General features: G+C 63.6%; 13 protein-coding genes. 1 reads left to right on the top strand and 12 read right to left on the bottom strand.

Features of this window, described 5'->3' with window-relative positions; genetic code table 11:
* Window positions 1-6 precede the first annotated feature (6 nt).
* The 10 genes from pcaF to paaA are packed head-to-tail and all read right to left on the bottom strand — an operon-like array spanning window position 7 to window position 8,351.
* Window positions 7-1,212 carry a 3-oxoadipyl-CoA thiolase gene (pcaF, locus tag ACSBQS_RS11480; RefSeq protein ID WP_033650802.1) on the bottom strand — a complete coding sequence of 402 codons (1,206 nt, stop codon included), beginning with the start codon at window positions 1,210-1,212 and terminating at the stop codon, window positions 7-9.
* A complete protein-coding gene (gene paaI / locus ACSBQS_RS11475) occupies window positions 1,209-1,649 on the bottom strand; it encodes a hydroxyphenylacetyl-CoA thioesterase PaaI (RefSeq protein WP_033650803.1) in 441 nt (146 codons plus the stop codon). The genes pcaF and paaI overlap by 4 nt, the downstream gene beginning before the upstream one ends.
* The gene (locus ACSBQS_RS11470; protein WP_342163446.1) at window positions 1,646-3,178 is read right to left on the bottom strand and encodes a 3-hydroxyacyl-CoA dehydrogenase; all 1,533 of its coding nucleotides are present in this window, start codon (window positions 3,176-3,178) and stop codon (window positions 1,646-1,648) included. Before ACSBQS_RS11470 ends, paaI begins: the two co-directional genes overlap by 4 nt.
* Window positions 3,179-3,180: 2 nt before the next feature.
* On the bottom strand, window positions 3,181-3,972 hold the full coding sequence (paaG, locus tag ACSBQS_RS11465) for a 2-(1,2-epoxy-1,2-dihydrophenyl)acetyl-CoA isomerase PaaG (protein ID WP_033643612.1): 792 nt from the start codon (window positions 3,970-3,972) through the stop codon (window positions 3,181-3,183).
* 3 nt (window positions 3,973-3,975) lie between these two features.
* On the bottom strand, window positions 3,976-4,749 hold the full coding sequence (gene paaF, locus ACSBQS_RS11460) for a 2,3-dehydroadipyl-CoA hydratase PaaF (RefSeq protein ID WP_197666029.1): 774 nt from the start codon (window positions 4,747-4,749) through the stop codon (window positions 3,976-3,978).
* Window positions 4,750-4,757: 8 nt separating this feature from the next.
* Window positions 4,758-5,816, bottom strand: a complete 1,059-nt coding sequence (paaE, locus tag ACSBQS_RS11455) for a 1,2-phenylacetyl-CoA epoxidase subunit PaaE (protein ID WP_033643610.1) — start codon at window positions 5,814-5,816, stop codon at window positions 4,758-4,760.
* Between the two features lie 13 nt (window positions 5,817-5,829).
* The gene (gene paaD / locus ACSBQS_RS11450; protein ID WP_015378350.1) at window positions 5,830-6,327 is read right to left on the bottom strand and encodes a 1,2-phenylacetyl-CoA epoxidase subunit PaaD; all 498 of its coding nucleotides are present in this window, start codon (window positions 6,325-6,327) and stop codon (window positions 5,830-5,832) included.
* Between the two features lie 9 nt (window positions 6,328-6,336).
* The gene (paaC, locus tag ACSBQS_RS11445) at window positions 6,337-7,095 is read right to left on the bottom strand and encodes a 1,2-phenylacetyl-CoA epoxidase subunit PaaC (RefSeq protein ID WP_342163442.1); all 759 of its coding nucleotides are present in this window, start codon (window positions 7,093-7,095) and stop codon (window positions 6,337-6,339) included.
* 8 nt (window positions 7,096-7,103) lie between these two features.
* Window positions 7,104-7,391, bottom strand: a complete 288-nt coding sequence (gene paaB, locus ACSBQS_RS11440; protein ID WP_004935173.1) for a 1,2-phenylacetyl-CoA epoxidase subunit PaaB — start codon at window positions 7,389-7,391, stop codon at window positions 7,104-7,106.
* A gap of 21 nt (window positions 7,392-7,412) precedes the next feature.
* Window positions 7,413-8,351, bottom strand: coding sequence for a 1,2-phenylacetyl-CoA epoxidase subunit PaaA (paaA, locus tag ACSBQS_RS11435; protein WP_342163440.1), 939 nt, complete (start codon window positions 8,349-8,351; stop codon window positions 7,413-7,415).
* Window positions 8,352-8,668: 317 nt separating this feature from the next.
* On the opposite strand from paaA, the gene paaZ reads away from it, so the two are divergent.
* Window positions 8,669-10,735, top strand: a complete 2,067-nt coding sequence (gene paaZ, locus ACSBQS_RS11430) for a phenylacetic acid degradation bifunctional protein PaaZ (protein ID WP_342163438.1) — start codon at window positions 8,669-8,671, stop codon at window positions 10,733-10,735.
* Window positions 10,736-10,778: 43 nt separating this feature from the next.
* On the opposite strand, the gene ACSBQS_RS11425 is transcribed toward paaZ, so the two are convergent.
* Together ACSBQS_RS11425 and ACSBQS_RS11420 are read right to left on the bottom strand one after the other, a co-directional pair.
* Window positions 10,779-11,672: a Kdo hydroxylase family protein gene (locus ACSBQS_RS11425; protein ID WP_197666032.1), complete on the bottom strand. Its 894-nt coding sequence runs from the start codon at window positions 11,670-11,672 to the stop codon at window positions 10,779-10,781.
* A 494-nt stretch (window positions 11,673-12,166) separates the two neighbouring features.
* On the bottom strand, window positions 12,167-13,720 hold the full coding sequence (locus ACSBQS_RS11420) for a sensor domain-containing diguanylate cyclase (protein ID WP_033650812.1): 1,554 nt from the start codon (window positions 13,718-13,720) through the stop codon (window positions 12,167-12,169).
* Window positions 13,721-13,873 lie beyond the last annotated feature (153 nt).

The raw sequence follows: 13,873 nt of genomic DNA, 5'->3' as shown, positions 1-13,873 counted from the left end.
CAGGGGTCAGACACGCTCAATGATCATGGCGATGCCTTGGCCCACGCCGATGCACATGGTGCACAGAGCGTAGCGGCCGGCTCGCCGTTCCAGTTCAAACAGGGCGGCCAGCGCCAGGCGCGCGCCGCTCATGCCCAGCGGGTGCCCCAGAGCGATCGCGCCGCCGTTGGGGTTGACCTGCGGGGCATCGTCCGGCAGGCCAAGCTGGCGCATCACCGCCAACGCCTGGGCGGCGAACGCTTCGTTCAGTTCGATGACGTCCATCTGCGCCAGGCTCAGCCCGGCGATCTCCAGCACCTTGCGGGTGGCCGGCAGCGGGCCGATGCCCATCAGCCGCGGCTCCACGCCGCAGGTGGCGGTGGCAAGGATGCGCGCGCGCGGCGTCAGGCCCTGGCGTGCCGCCATCGCTTCGGAGGCGACGATCAGCGCCGCCGCGCCGTCGTTCAGCCCCGAGGCGTTGCCGGCGGTGACGCTGCCGGGCTGACGGAACGGGGTTTTCAGCGCCTGCAGCTGATCGAAGGTGGTGTCGGCGCGCGGGTGTTCATCCTGGCTGAACAGGGTGACTGCGCCTTTTTTACCGGTGAGGCTGACCGGCGCTATCTCCTGCGCCAGGTATCCCAGCGCCTGCGCCCGGGCGGCGCGCTGCTGGCTGCGCAGCGCAAAGGCGTCCTGATCGGCGCGGCTGATGTTGAACTGCGCCGCGACGTTTTCGGCGGTCTCCGGCATCGAATCGGTGCCGAACTCGGCCTGCATGCGCGGGTTGACGAAGCGCCAGCCGAGGGTGGTGTCGTACAGCTGCGCCTGGCGGCTGAAGGCGCTGTCGGCCTTGCCCATCACCAGCGGCGCTCGGGTCATCGATTCCGCGCCGCCGGCCAGCATCAGCCCGGCGTCGCCGGCTTTGATGCTGCGCGCCGCCATCGCCAGCGCGTCCAGGCCCGAACCGCACAGGCGGTTCACCGTGGTGCCGGAAACGCCGACCGGTAGCCCGGCCAGCAGCAGCGCCATGCGCGCCAGGTTGCGGTTGTCTTCCCCGGCCTGGTTGGCGCAGCCGAGGATCACGTCGTCCAGCTGTGCCCAGTCCACCTGGGGATGGCGCTCCAGCAGCACGCGCAGCGGCAGGGCGGCGAGATCGTCGGCCCTCACCTGGGCCAGCGCGCCGCCATAGCGGCCGATCGGGGTGCGCACGCCGTCGCAGATAAATGCCTGATTCATGCCCGATCTCCTAAAATGCTGTGGCCGAGGCGGTGCGCGCGGCCGCGAAACCAGGCGACGGTTTTGCCCTGTTGATTGACGATTTCGACGTCATACAGCCCGGTGGCTTTGCCCTGATGGCGCATCTGCGCGCTGGCGGTGAGGCGATCGCCGGCCAGCGCCGGGCGGACGAAGTCGATGCTGCAGCCGGAAGCCACCGCCGCCAGCCCCTGGCTGTTACAGGCGTAGGCGAAGGCGGTATCCGCCAGGCTGAACAGCTGGCCGCCATGGCAAGTCTGGTGGCCATTGAGCATCTGCGGGCCGACGGTCATGCTGACCTGCGCGTACCCTACGTCGACGGCATCGATGTGCATCCCCATCGCCTGAGCGCAGGTATCTTGCTGGAACATCTGTTCGGCGCAGCGCTGAGCCAGCGCGCGCGGCGTATTGGCGTTCATTGTTCGGCTCCTGAGAAAGAGGCGGGGGAAGCGTAGCGGCGCAGCAGCGGCATCGGGCGATAGCGCGCTTCGCCGTAATAGCGTTGCAGGTTTTCCAGCGTCGTCAGGATGTGGCGCCAGCCGAGTGCGGCGCCCCAGGCCAGCGGGCCGCGCGGATAGTTGACACCGCGCAGCATCGCCAGATCGGTATCCTCGGCGCCGGCGACGCCTTTGTTCACCACGTCGAGCGCTTCGTTGGCCAGCATGGCCAGAGTGCGCATCGTCAGCAGGCCGGGATAATCCGGCAGTTGAATGACCTGCTTGCCGAGGGACTGCAGCAGGCGAATCGCGTTGGCATTGTGTTGCGCGCCGTTTTGCGCCGCGCAGCTGATGGCGATGGCGGAGGCATGCGCATAGTCGGCACAGAGATCGAACAGCACCACGGGCGTTCCACGTTCGTCGGCCAGTTGGCCGGCGGTTTTACCATTGGTTAACATCAGTGTAACGTCGTCGATCGTGAGGTACGGGCTGGTCTGGCCAGGTTGTTTGATCGCCCCCGCATTTTCGATCAACAGCTGCGCCAAATCGGCCAGCGAAGACCAGTCGCCGTGCAGCGTGACGCGTTGCGGCGGCGCGGCCTGCGCCGGCGGCGCAAAGGCGATCATCTCTGCGACGGGGCGTTGCGCGTCGTAGCGGTAGAAGCCGTGGCCGGATTTGCGGCCGAGATGTCCGGCGGCCACCAGCTCCTGCTGCACCAGTGAGGGGGTGAAGCGCGGATCCTGGTAGAAGGCCTGATACACCGAGTCGGTCACGGCGTAATTGACGTCCTGGCCGATCAGATCGGTCAACTGCAGCGGGCCCATGGCGAAGCCGCCGGCGTCGCGCATGACTGCATCCAGGGTGGCGGCGTCGGCCACCCGTTCCTCCAGCGCGCGCAGGGTTTCGGCGTAGAATGGCCGCGCCACGCGGTTGACGATGAATCCCGGCGTCGAGCGGCACACGACGCTCTGCTTACCCCAGCGCTGCGCCAGGGCCTGCAGCGCGGCGAGGGTCTCGGCCCCGGTTTCCAGACCGCTGACGATCTCCACCAGCTTCATCAGCGGCGCCGGGTTGAAGAAGTGCAGCCCGGCCATGCGCGCCGGGTGTTGCAAGGCGCCGGCGATGGCGGTGATTGACAGCGAGGAGGTATTGCTGGCGAACAGCGCCGTGGGCGAGCAGACCGCTTCCAGATCGCGGAACAGGCTCTGCTTGATCGCCAGATTTTCCGCCACCGCTTCAATCACCAGCGCGCAGTCGGCCAGTTGCTCGAGCGAGTCGGCGCGTTCGAGGCGCGCCAGCAGCGCCTCGGTGGCGTTTGCGTCGGCCTTGCCGCCGTCGACCCGCTGCCGCAGGCGGCGAGCGAGTTCGTCGATCGCGCGCTGGGCGGCGGCGGGCGCGATATCGAACAGCCGTACCGGGTGGCCGGCGGCGGCGGCCACCTGGGCGATGCCGATGCCCATGGTGCCGGCGCCGATCACCGCCACCTGGCCATTAAGAAGGGGCGCGTTCATGGCTATTTCCCGCTGAAATTTGGCGTGCGTTTGGCGAAGAATGCGCTGACGCCTTCGCGATAGTCGTCGCTGCGGCCGCCCAATCGCTGCAGATCGCGTTCCAGATCGAGCTGTTGATCGAGGCTGTTGGTGGCCGAACTGTAGATGGCTTTCTTGATTAGCCCCAGACCGTAAGTCGGCTGGGTGGCCAGATGGCGCGCCAGCGTTTGCGTGCGGTCGGCCAATTCATCCGCCGGCACCACCTGCCAGATCATGCCCCACTCCAGCGCCTGTTGGGCGCTGATTTTGTCGCCCAGCATGGCCATGCCCATCGCGCGGGCGTGGCCGGCCAGCCGCGGCAGGAACCAGCTGCCGCCGGAATCCGGCACCAGCCCCAGGCGGCAGAACGACTGAATAAAGCCGGCGTTGTCGGCGGCGATGACGATGTCGCACGCCAGAGCCAGCGCGGCGCCGGCGCCGGCCGCCACGCCGTTGACCGCGCACACCACCGGTTTGGGCAGGGCGGTCAGGCGACGGATCAGGGGGTTGTAGAAACGTTCGACCGACAGGCCGAGGTCCGGCGCCTGTTGATCGGCGCTGACGTTGCGATCGTTGAGATCCTGCCCGGCACAGAAACCGCGGCCGGCGCCGGCGATCAGCAGGCAGCGCACGTTGTCGTCGCGTTCGGCTTGCGTCAGCGCTTCGCTCAGTTGGCGATGCATCTCGTCGTTAAAGCTGTTGAGCCGATCCGGCCGGTTGAGGGTCAGCGTCAACACGCCGGCGTCGAGATGACTGAGAATCAATGCGTTATCCATAAATCAGCGCCCCTGATAGTTTGGCGTACGTTTTTCGAAAAAGGCGGCGATGCCTTCGCGGCGATCGTCGGTGGCGGCCAGGGTGACGAACTGCTGACGCTCCATCGCCAGCCCCTGGCTAAGGCCGGTTTCCTCGGACTGTTTCAGCGCCTGCTTGGCGGCGCGCAGCGCCAGTGGCGCCTGACGGCTGATGCGATCGGCAATCTGCTGCGTGCGCTCCAGCGTCAGGGCATCGACGCACACTTCGCTGATAAGGCCAGCCTGCAGCGCGGTGCGGGCGTCGATGGCTTCGCCGGTCAGCACCATCTGGCTGGCGCGCGACTTGCCGACGCAGCGGATCAGGCGCTGGGTGCCTCCGGCCCCCGGCATCAGGCCGAGGGTGATCTCCGGCAGGCCGAAGCGGGCGCTTTCGCCGCCGATAACGATGTCGCAGGCCAGCGCCAACTCGCAGCCGGCGCCCAGGGCATAGCCGTTCACCGCCGCCAGCAGCGGCTTGCTGAACTGCGCCAGTCGCTGCCACAGCTGCGGACGGCGATCCGCCAGCGCGGCCGGCAGATCCTGCCGTTGCAGCTCATGCAGATCGGCCCCGGCGGCGAAGAAACGCGCCGCGCCGGCGATCACCACGGCGCCCACGCCGCTGTCGGCATCGGCCTGCTCCAGCAGAAACACCAGCTGCTCCAGGCAAGGGGTGCTCAGGGCGTTGCGCGCCTCCGGGCGGTGCAGCGTCAGCGTGACCACGCGGTGCTGCTGCTGGCGCAAAATAAAGGGGGTATCCATCGCGGCTCCTAGACGTCGAAGTCCAATACCACGCCGTCGCCTTTCGGCCACGACTGGCAGCTCAATACATAGCCCGCCGCCAACTGATCCGGCTCCAGGCTGTAGTTGACGCCCATCTCGACCTGGCCGGCCTTCAGACGGCATTTGCAGGTGGCGCATACGCCGCCTTTGCAGGCGTAGGGCAGGTCGGCGCCCTGGCGCAGCGCAGCGTCGAGAATGCTGTCGTCCTGTTCGCCGAGCTCGATATCCAACCGGCGGCCGTCGAGCAGGATTGTCACCCTGGCGGCGTTGCGATCGCCGCTGTGGCGCGGGCGGGCGACCAGGCCGCTGGTGTTGAAACGTTCGCTGTGGATGTGGTTGGCCGGAACGCCGGCCTGTTCCAGCACGGTCTGCGCGTCGTCCATCATCGATTCCGGCCCGCAGATGAAGGCGTGGTCATAGTCGCGGAAATCCAGCAGCGCGCCGCCGATCGCCGTCAGGCGTTCACGATCGATGCGGCCGCTGAGCAGCGGGCTGTCGAGGCTCTCCTGGCTGAACAGGTACAGCGGCTGAAAACGCTGCGGGTAGCGGTTTTTCAGATCCGACAGCGCTTCTTTGAACATCATCGAACGGCTGTTGCGGTTGCCGTAGATCAGGGTAAAACTGCTGCCCGGTTCGAGCTGCAGCGTCGCTTTGATGATCGACAGCATCGGCGTGATGCCGGAGCCGGCGGCGATCGCCAGGTAATTGCCGCGGCGCTCCGCCTGCGGCTGATAGCCGAAGCGCCCCTGCGGCACCATCACTTCCAGCGCATCGCCGACTTTCAGCATGCGGTTGACGAAGCCGGAGAAACGGCCCTGATCAATCGCTTTTACGCCGATCTGCAGCAGGCCTTCCTGCGGTGAACTGCAGATGGAATAGCAACGCCGCAGCTCTTCGCCGTTGACCCGCGCCTTGAGCGTCAGGTGCTGGCCGGGGGTGTAGCGGTATTGGTTTTGCAGCTCTTCGGGCACCCGCAGGGTGATGGCTACGGCGTCCGGCGTTTCGCGCTCGATGGCGGCGACGTTCAGGCGATGAAAGACCGTCATGGTGTCAGCGCTCCTATATGCATTTGAAATAATCGAACGGTTCCCGGCAGTCGCAGCAGCGGTACAGCGCTTTACAGGCGGTGGAGCCGAACTCGCTGATCTTCTCGCTGTGGGTGCTGCCGCAGCGCGGGCAGGCTACCGGACCGTGGGCGTGCGGCCGATCGCAGGTGTGGCCCTGCGGCGGCGCTACGCCGTATTGCCGCAGCCGTTCGCGGGCGTCGGCGTTCATCCAGTCGGTGGTCCAGGCCGGGCTGAGGCGAATGTCCACCTGCACCGGGCTGAAGCCGGCGGCCGTCAGCCGCTGCTCAATGGCGTTGAGCAAAAATTCGGTGGCCGGGCAGCCGGAGTAGGTGGGGGTGAAGGTCACGCGCCAGCCGTTGCCGTCGCGCGCCACGTCGCGCACCATGCCCAAATCGGTGATCGACAGCACCGGCAGCTCGGGATCGCTGATCTGTTGCAGACAGTGCCAAATCTGCGGGATTTCGGCGGGTTGCAAACGAGTGACGTTCATCGCGGCCTCCTACCATTGGCCGTTTGGATAGGCGCGTTGCAGGAACTGCATCTCCGCCAGCAGCGGGCCGAGGTGTTCACTGTGTCGGCCTTGTTTGCCGCCGTGCCGGAACGCCTGCTCGGCGGGCAGCGTCAATGTCGCCTGACGCAGTGTCTCTTCCACCTGCGCTTGCCAGGGAGCCTGCAGCTCGCGCGGATCGACGGCGATGCCCTGTTCCGCCAGCTCAAGCTCCAGCGCGTCGGCGTGGAACAGCTCAGCGGTGAAGCGCCACAGGTTATCCAGCGACTGCTGGATCTTGCGGTGGCTGACGTCGTTGCCGTCGCCGAGGCGGATCATCCAGCCGCGGCTGAAGCGCAGGTGGTAATCGGCCTCCTTCAACGACTTGGCAGCGATGGCGGCGATCTGCGCATCGCCGCTGCGGCTCAACGCCTGGTGCAGCTGCACGTGGTAGACGTCGAGCAGGAACTGGCGCACCAACGTGTCGTTGAAACCGCCGTTCGGCTGTTCCGCCAGCAGCAGGTTATGAAACTGGCGTTCGTCGCGCCCGAAGGCCAGGCTGTCTTCGCTGCAGGGCGGCCCGGCCAGTTCGGCGGCGTAGCCCAGGAAGTGGCGCGCCTGGCCGAGCAGATCGAGCCCGATGTTGGCCAACGCCAGATCGATCTCCAGCTCGGGCGCGTGGCCGCACCAGGCGCACAGGCGCTGGGCGAGGATCAGAGGCGTGTCGCCCTGGCGAAGCAAATAGCTGATGCGCGGATCGTTAACCGTCATGGTCGCCTCTACATGTTCTTGATGCCGTCGGGAATGGTGTAAAACGTCGGATGACGGTAGATCTTGTCTTCGGAAGGATCGAAGAAGGCGCCGCGATCTTCCGGCTGCGAGGCGATCAGATGGCGGGATTGCACCACCCAAATCGAGCAGCCTTCATTACGGCGCGTGTAGGCGTCGCGGGCGTTTTCCAGCGCCATTTGGTCGTCTGCGGCGTGCAGGCTGCCGACGTGGCGATGCGCCAACCCTTGTTTGCTGCGGATAAACACTTCATACAGCGGCCATTCAACGTGGCTCATGATCTCGGTTCCTTATGTTGGCTATGCGGCGGAAGCGGCGTTTTTCGCGGCGTGGGCCATGGCGCCGTCGCGTACCCAGGCGCCGTCTTCCCAGGCGCGGCGTTTGGCCTGCAGGCGTTCGTGGTTGCATTGGCCGCGTCCTTTGATCACTTCATGCAGTTCGCTCCAGTCGATCTCGCCGAAGCGATAGTGGCCGGCGGCCTCGTCCCAGGTAAGACTCGGGTCCGGCGCCGTCATGCCCAGCGCCTCAAGCTGCGGCACGGTGTTGTCGACGAACTTTTGCCGCAGCTCATCGTTGCTGTGGCGTTTGATTTTCCACGCCATGCTCTGGGCGCTGTGAGGGGAGTCGGCGTCGCTCGGGCCGAACATCATCAGCACCGGCCACCAGAAACGATCGATGGCGTCCTGCAACATGGCGCGCTGCGTGTCGCTGCCGTTGGCCATCGCCATCACCGCCTCGTAGCCCTGGCGCTGGTGGAAGCTCTCCTCTTTGCAGATCTTCACCATCGCCCGCGCATAGGGGCCGTAGGACGCGCGGCACAGCGCCACCTGGTTGACGATGGCGGCGCCGTCGACCAGCCAGCCGATCACGCCGATATCCGCCCAGTTGAGCGTGGGGTAATTGAAGATCGAGGAGTACTTCATTTTGCCGTCGAGCATCTTTTGGTAGATGTCCTGGCGCGAACAGCCGAGGGTTTCGGCGGCGCTGTAGAGGTACAGGCCGTGGCCGGCCTCATCCTGCACTTTGGCCAGCAGCACCGCTTTGCGGCGCAGCGTGGGGGCGCGCGTCAACCAGTTGGCTTCCGGCAGCATGCCGATGACTTCCGAATGGGCGTGTTGGCCGATCTGCCGAATCAGGTTCTGACGGTAAGCGTCCGGCATCCAGTCTTTGGCTTCGATAGCGATATCCGTCGCGATCTTGGCGTCGAAATGCTGCTGATACTGTGCTTCAGTTGTCATGTTCGCCTCTTGGTGATTCGTATTTTTCACATTGAATATAAAAATGTGAATCACTTTAACTAACCATAAGGCTACAAACTGATAACAAAAAGATCAAACGAGATTCATGTGGTTTTGCGAGCGCACTCACAAGTGAATTGTTTATATTATTGATTTAATTTGATAAATAAAATCAATAACGCTGTGTTAACGACAGGGAAAGCGGCTTGAACGCGCTTCTTGTTCTCTTTTTGTTAAAATTGAGTTTGGCGTAAACTGGCATTTATGTGATACGTAATTAAGCTGTATTGTGAAAATTTATGAATTCCGGAGGGCACATGCAGCAGTTACACAGTTATCTTTCTGGCGCCTGGGTGTACGGGCAGGGAGAGGCGCGCGAGATCCGTCACGCCGTAACCGGCGAAGCGCTGTACCAGGTTTGCTCCGACGGCCTGCCGTTAGCGGCCAGCTTGAGCTATGCCCGCAGCCACGGCGGCCCGGCGCTGGCGCACATGACGTTCCAGCAGCGCGCCCAGATGCTGAAAGCGGTGGCGAAACACTTGCTGGCGCATAAAGAGGCGCTGTATCAGATTTCCTATCAAACCGGGGCGACGCGCAGCGACGGCTGGGTCGATATCGAAGGCGGCATCGCCACGCTGTTCGCCTATGCCGGCATGGCCGGCCGCGATCTGCCGGACGATACGCTGTGGCCGGAAGATGAGCTGATCCCGCTGTCGAAGCAGGCGCAGTTCGCCGCCCGCCACGTATTGACCTCGCGCCCCGGCGTGGCGCTGCATATCAACGCCTTCAACTTCCCTTGCTGGGGCATGCTGGAAAAACTGGCGCCGACCTGGCTGGCGGGCATGCCGGCCATCATCAAGCCGGCCACCGCCACCGCGCAGCTGACGCAGGCGATGGTCAGGCTGATCGTCGACAGCGGGCTGGTGCCGGAAGGGGCGCTGCAGTTGGTATGCGGTGGCGTCGGCGACATGTTTGCGCACCTGGATTATCAGGATGCGGTGACGTTCACCGGTTCGGCGCAGACCGGGCAGCGGCTGCGCGCGCACCCGCGGCTGTTGGAGAAGTCGATCGCCTTCACCATGGAGGCGGATTCGCTCAACTGCTGCGTGCTGGCGGAAGACGTAACGCCGGAGATGCCGGAGTTTGCGCTGTTTATCAAAGAGGTGTGCCGTGAAATGACCGCCAAGGCGGGGCAGAAATGCACGGCGATCCGCCGCATCATCGTGCCGGCGGCGCAGGTGGTTGCGGTGCGTCAGGCCTTGTTGCAGCGCCTGGCTGGGGTGACGGTGGGCGACCCGCAGCTGGAGCAGGTGCGCATGGGGGCGTTGGTCAGCCACGAGCAGCGTGATGATGTGCAAAGCAAGGTGGAGTTTCTGCTGCGCAACGGCTGCGAGCCGCTGTGCGGCGCGGCGCTGGATAAGCTGGAAATCCTGGGCGACGGCGCGCGCGGCGGGGCGTTTTATCCGCCGACCCTGCTGTATTGCGCCGATCCGTTCACCCATCAGGCGGTGCACGGCACTGAGGCCTTCGGCCCGGTGGCGACGCTGATGCCGTATGCGGATACCGAGCAGGCGATCGCGCTGGCGTTGCTGGGGCAGGGCAGCCTGGCGGGCTCGCTGGTGACCGCCGATCCGGCATTGGCCAAGCGCTTCATTCGCGCGGCGGCGTGCGCCCATGGCCGCATGTTAATTTTGGATGAACAGGCGGCGGCGGAGTCCACCGGCCACGGGTCGCCGCTGCCGATGTTGGTGCACGGCGGCCCGGGGCGCGCCGGCGGCGGGGAAGAGCTGGGTGGACTGCGCGCGGTGAAGCACTATATGCAGCGCACGGCGATCCAGGGCAGCCCGGCAATGCTGGCGGCCATCGGCGGTGAATGGGTGCGCGGCGCGCCGGTCGCCGAGCACCCGGTACATCCGTTCCGGAAATACTTCGAGCAGCTGCAGCTGGGCGACAGCCTGTTGACCGCGCGCCGCACCGTGACCGAAGCGGATATCGTCAACTTCGCCTGCCTGAGCGGCGATCATTTCTACGCGCATATGGACAAGATCGGCGCCGCCGATTCGCTGTTCGGCGAGCGGGTGGCGCACGGTTACTTTGTGGTGTCCGCCGCGGCCGGGCTGTTTGTCGATGCCGCCGTCGGGCCGGTGATCGCCAACTACGGCATGGAGAATCTGCGCTTTATCGAACCGGTGAAGATCGGCGACACCATTCAGGTGCGGTTGACCTGCAAGAAGAAGATCCGCAAGCCGCAGAAAACCGCCGAAGATCGGCCGCACGGCGTGGTGGTGTGGGATGTGCAAGTATTGAATCAGGAACAGCAACCGGTGGCGCTGTACAGCATCCTGACGTTGGTGGCGCGCCAACAGGGGGACTTCGAGGCGTGATGCGCGCTTGCCGCCGCCGGAGCTGCCGGCGGCGGCAATCTATTCAGAGCAGCGGCTGACCGCGCAGCTGTTCCAGCACTTTCAGCGGCGAGCGCTGCGGATCCTGCATCTTGTTCACCGGCAGCAAGAAGGTCTGTTCCAGCATAAACTGGCCGCCCATCGCGGCGTGCGGCGTTTGATCCGAGAAGCAAATCCAGCTGCTGCCCGGCGGAAACGCCAGCGCCAGCTGCGGCCCCTGTTGTTGATAATCGCCGTCGGCCTTCATGGCGTCATGCAACTGCAGCATCAGGTGGTCATAATGGCTGCGGCGGGTTTTGGTGATGCGTACCCGGTGCTGCAGCCAGCTGCTGAAGGCGGAGTAGCGCGCCAGACGCGGCATAAAGCGTTGCGCCAGCTCAGGGAACGGTTCGCCGACGCGCCATTGGCGATGTTCACCGTGCGGATTGATGTTGGTGAAAATGCGCAGAATGCGTTCGCCGTAGTTCGGGCGCGACGGGAAAGCGTCGACGTGCAGCCGGCTGTCGTCTTTGCGCCAGGAGCTGCTTGCGCGCCAGGCCGAAACCGGATGCAAACGCAGGCTGCCGGTCGGATGGTGCAGCGCCTCCTGATACTCGGGCAACAGCCCGGCGATCAGCTGGCGGCAAGATTGGTAATAACGTTCCAGCAGTTGCTGAACCTGCTGCCGGCGCTCTGCGACGGCGACGCCGGTCAGCTTGCCGGACAGCGGTTGATAGCTGATGTTTTTGCGCTTCGGATCGACCAGCGCCGGATCCAGCAGCGGCATTTCCTGCTCAGACAGGGTGAAGGCCAGTTCGGGCAGAAACAGCACCTTGCCCTGTTCCAGTTCGCTGACCGCGCTGGATGCTTCCGCTGCCGCCCATTGTCGCAACGGCAGCGTCAGGACGGCCTGTTCACGCATAATATCGCCAGTAGGCATGAGATCTCCTCGCAAATCTATATCGCTTTATTCCCGCCTTTCAGGTTGCCGCGTGGTTGGCTGCACTGGCTTGCGCCGTGGCTGGCTGGAGCGACGCCAAAAGTCTTTGCGTCGGTCGCCCAAATGCAACGTGAAATTTATGGGTTCTATTATGGATGTATCAGCAGGGCGCAGTGCGCCGAAGCGTGCGATGGCTTTCTGATATATAGAATAGTCCTGCTAAGGGTATCACCGGCAATGCCAATGAAAAGTAAACGGAGGCTAAACGAGGCTCGGCGTAGGCACGAATAATCAAAAATGGCACGAATTGTCCGCGGAATAGCGCATTTTTTATCTTATTGAATTGTAATGAAAATAAATATGCTGCTTATTTATTGGCGTTATTTCATTCCGAGAGCGGGGCAAATTGGGGAAATAATGCTTCGGCGGGAAATTATTTCATTTTTGTCGTGGGAATAAATCGGGCCGCCCAATTTTGGTGGCCCGATGAGTGATTAAGCGCCGTAAATGCAGTTTTTGCCTTTTTTCTTGGCCTGATACAGCGCGCTGTCCGCCTCATTGATAAAGCTGATCGGCGTATCGTTATACATATGCGGCACTTTGGCGCAGATGCCGATGCTGATGGTGACGATGCCGTGCGGGTTACCCTGATGCGGGATCTTCAGATCGCGCACCGCCTGGATGACGCGTTCGGCGAAAATCAGCGCGCCCTGCACGTCGGTATCCGGCAGGATAATCCCCATCTCTTCACCGCCGTAGCGCGCCAGAATATCGTTGCTGCGGCACGCCAACCCTTTCAGCGTCTGGCCGATCTGCTGCAGGCACTGGTCGCCGGCGACGTGGCCGTAGCTGTCGTTGTACTGCTTGAAGTAGTCGATATCCAGCATCAGCAGCGCCACGCTGCGGTAGTTGCGCGAGGCGCGCGCCAGCTCGTTCTTCAGCGCAATGTCAAACTGGCGGCGGTTGGCCAGGCCGGTCAGGCTGTCCAGCAGCGCCAGTTCTTCCAGCATCTGGTTGATGCTGGTCAGCTGATCGCGGGTGCGCATCAGCTCGGCTTCGGTTTGCATGCTGTGCTTGATTTGCCGCAGCAGCACCGCGCCCATCGCCAGCAGGATCATCAGCAGAGAGAGGCCGCCGGCGGCGAACAGGCCGGCGTCGGTGCGCCAGTCCGCCAGCGCGTCGCGTTTCGACAGCCCGGCGGCGATCACCAGCGGAAAGCGGTTGACCCGCGAATAGCCGTAGATGCGCTCCACTTTGTCGTACAGCGAGGTGATGGTGGCGTTGCCGAATTCCGAATGCGGCAATATTTCGCTGAACAACACGCCCTTGGCGATATTTTTACCGATCGAGGCCGCCGAGTAAGGGCGGCGGTAGAGGATGGTGCCGTCCGCCAGCAGCAGATTTAGCGAGGCGTCGGTGTTGAGGGCGAAACTGTCGTAAAACTGGCGAAAATAATCGACGTACAGCGTCGCCAGTACCACGCCGCCAAAGCTGCCGTCCGGGTTGTTGAAGCGCCGCGAAACGGGGATGATCAGATCGCCGGTGGTGCGGCTGCGGATCACCTCGCCGATGTACAGACCGCCGCCATCGCGGTTTTGGTGATATTTGAAGTAATCGCGATCGGCGTTGTTGGCGTTCTTGATGAATTTGCCCGAGGAGGTCGCCAGCCAGCGGCCGCTCGCATCGTAGATAAACATCCCGTGCAGCTGCGGCAGGTTGCCGACCTGGGTTTGCATCACCCGTTGCAGCCGGGTCAATTGCGAGGGCCCCAGTCCGTCGTTCTGGAGACGTTCGGTCAGATCGAGCAGATTGCCGTCTACCTGCATGAAGGTATCGTCGGCATGTTGCGCCAGCGAACGGGCGAGGTTGGCGGATTCATGCTCGGCGCTGCGCAGATCGCGCTGGTGCGCGTTCCAGATTTGCCAGCTGTTAAAGAGGATCAGCGTGGCGGCAACGATGATGACAAACACGCCGGCCTGAAATAATAATGGGGAGCTTTTAACGCTGCGCGGCGGCACGGCATCCTGTATGGGTTGCTGCTGAGTCATGTCACCCTTGTTGTTTGATTACTATTCAATTTGAGTTAAGAGCAATCTTATATTTTATGCATAAATGCGCCAGACCTCTAGCCCTTAACGTGGCGATAGGGAGAAAGGCGCCTCGCACCCCGCATTTGCGGCGGTGTGAACGCGAAGGAGTAA

Source organism: Serratia sp. H402Y (assembly GCF_051172415.1).
In the GTDB taxonomy this organism is placed as follows: Bacteria; Pseudomonadota; Gammaproteobacteria; order Enterobacterales; family Enterobacteriaceae; genus Serratia; species Serratia ureilytica.
The sequence above is the reverse complement of the archived record's forward strand: the minus strand, read 5'-3'. Positions and strand labels throughout refer to the sequence as shown.

What these genes read in the sequence shown, in the direction of transcription:
- pcaF (WP_033650802.1), bottom strand. Translation starts at nt 1,212, where the DNA reads ATGAATCAGGCATTTATCTGCGACGGCGTGCGCACCCCGATCGGCCGC.
- paaI (WP_033650803.1), bottom strand. Translation starts at nt 1,649, where the DNA reads ATGAACGCCAATACGCCGCGCGCGCTGGCTCAGCGCTGCGCCGAACAG.
- ACSBQS_RS11470 (WP_342163446.1), bottom strand. Translation starts at nt 3,178, where the DNA reads ATGAACGCGCCCCTTCTTAATGGCCAGGTGGCGGTGATCGGCGCCGGC.
- paaG (WP_033643612.1), bottom strand. Translation starts at nt 3,972, where the DNA reads ATGGATAACGCATTGATTCTCAGTCATCTCGACGCCGGCGTGTTGACG.
- paaF (WP_197666029.1), bottom strand. Translation starts at nt 4,749, where the DNA reads ATGGATACCCCCTTTATTTTGCGCCAGCAGCAGCACCGCGTGGTCACG.
- paaE (WP_033643610.1), bottom strand. Translation starts at nt 5,816, where the DNA reads ATGACGGTCTTTCATCGCCTGAACGTCGCCGCCATCGAGCGCGAAACG.
- paaD (WP_015378350.1), bottom strand. Translation starts at nt 6,327, where the DNA reads ATGAACGTCACTCGTTTGCAACCCGCCGAAATCCCGCAGATTTGGCAC.
- paaC (WP_342163442.1), bottom strand. Translation starts at nt 7,095, where the DNA reads ATGACGGTTAACGATCCGCGCATCAGCTATTTGCTTCGCCAGGGCGAC.
- paaB (WP_004935173.1), bottom strand. Translation starts at nt 7,391, where the DNA reads ATGAGCCACGTTGAATGGCCGCTGTATGAAGTGTTTATCCGCAGCAAA.
- paaA (WP_342163440.1), bottom strand. Translation starts at nt 8,351, where the DNA reads ATGACAACTGAAGCACAGTATCAGCAGCATTTCGACGCCAAGATCGCG.
- paaZ (WP_342163438.1), top strand. Translation starts at nt 8,669, where the DNA reads ATGCAGCAGTTACACAGTTATCTTTCTGGCGCCTGGGTGTACGGGCAG.
- ACSBQS_RS11425 (WP_197666032.1), bottom strand. Translation starts at nt 11,672, where the DNA reads ATGCCTACTGGCGATATTATGCGTGAACAGGCCGTCCTGACGCTGCCG.
- ACSBQS_RS11420 (WP_033650812.1), bottom strand. Translation starts at nt 13,720, where the DNA reads ATGACTCAGCAGCAACCCATACAGGATGCCGTGCCGCCGCGCAGCGTT.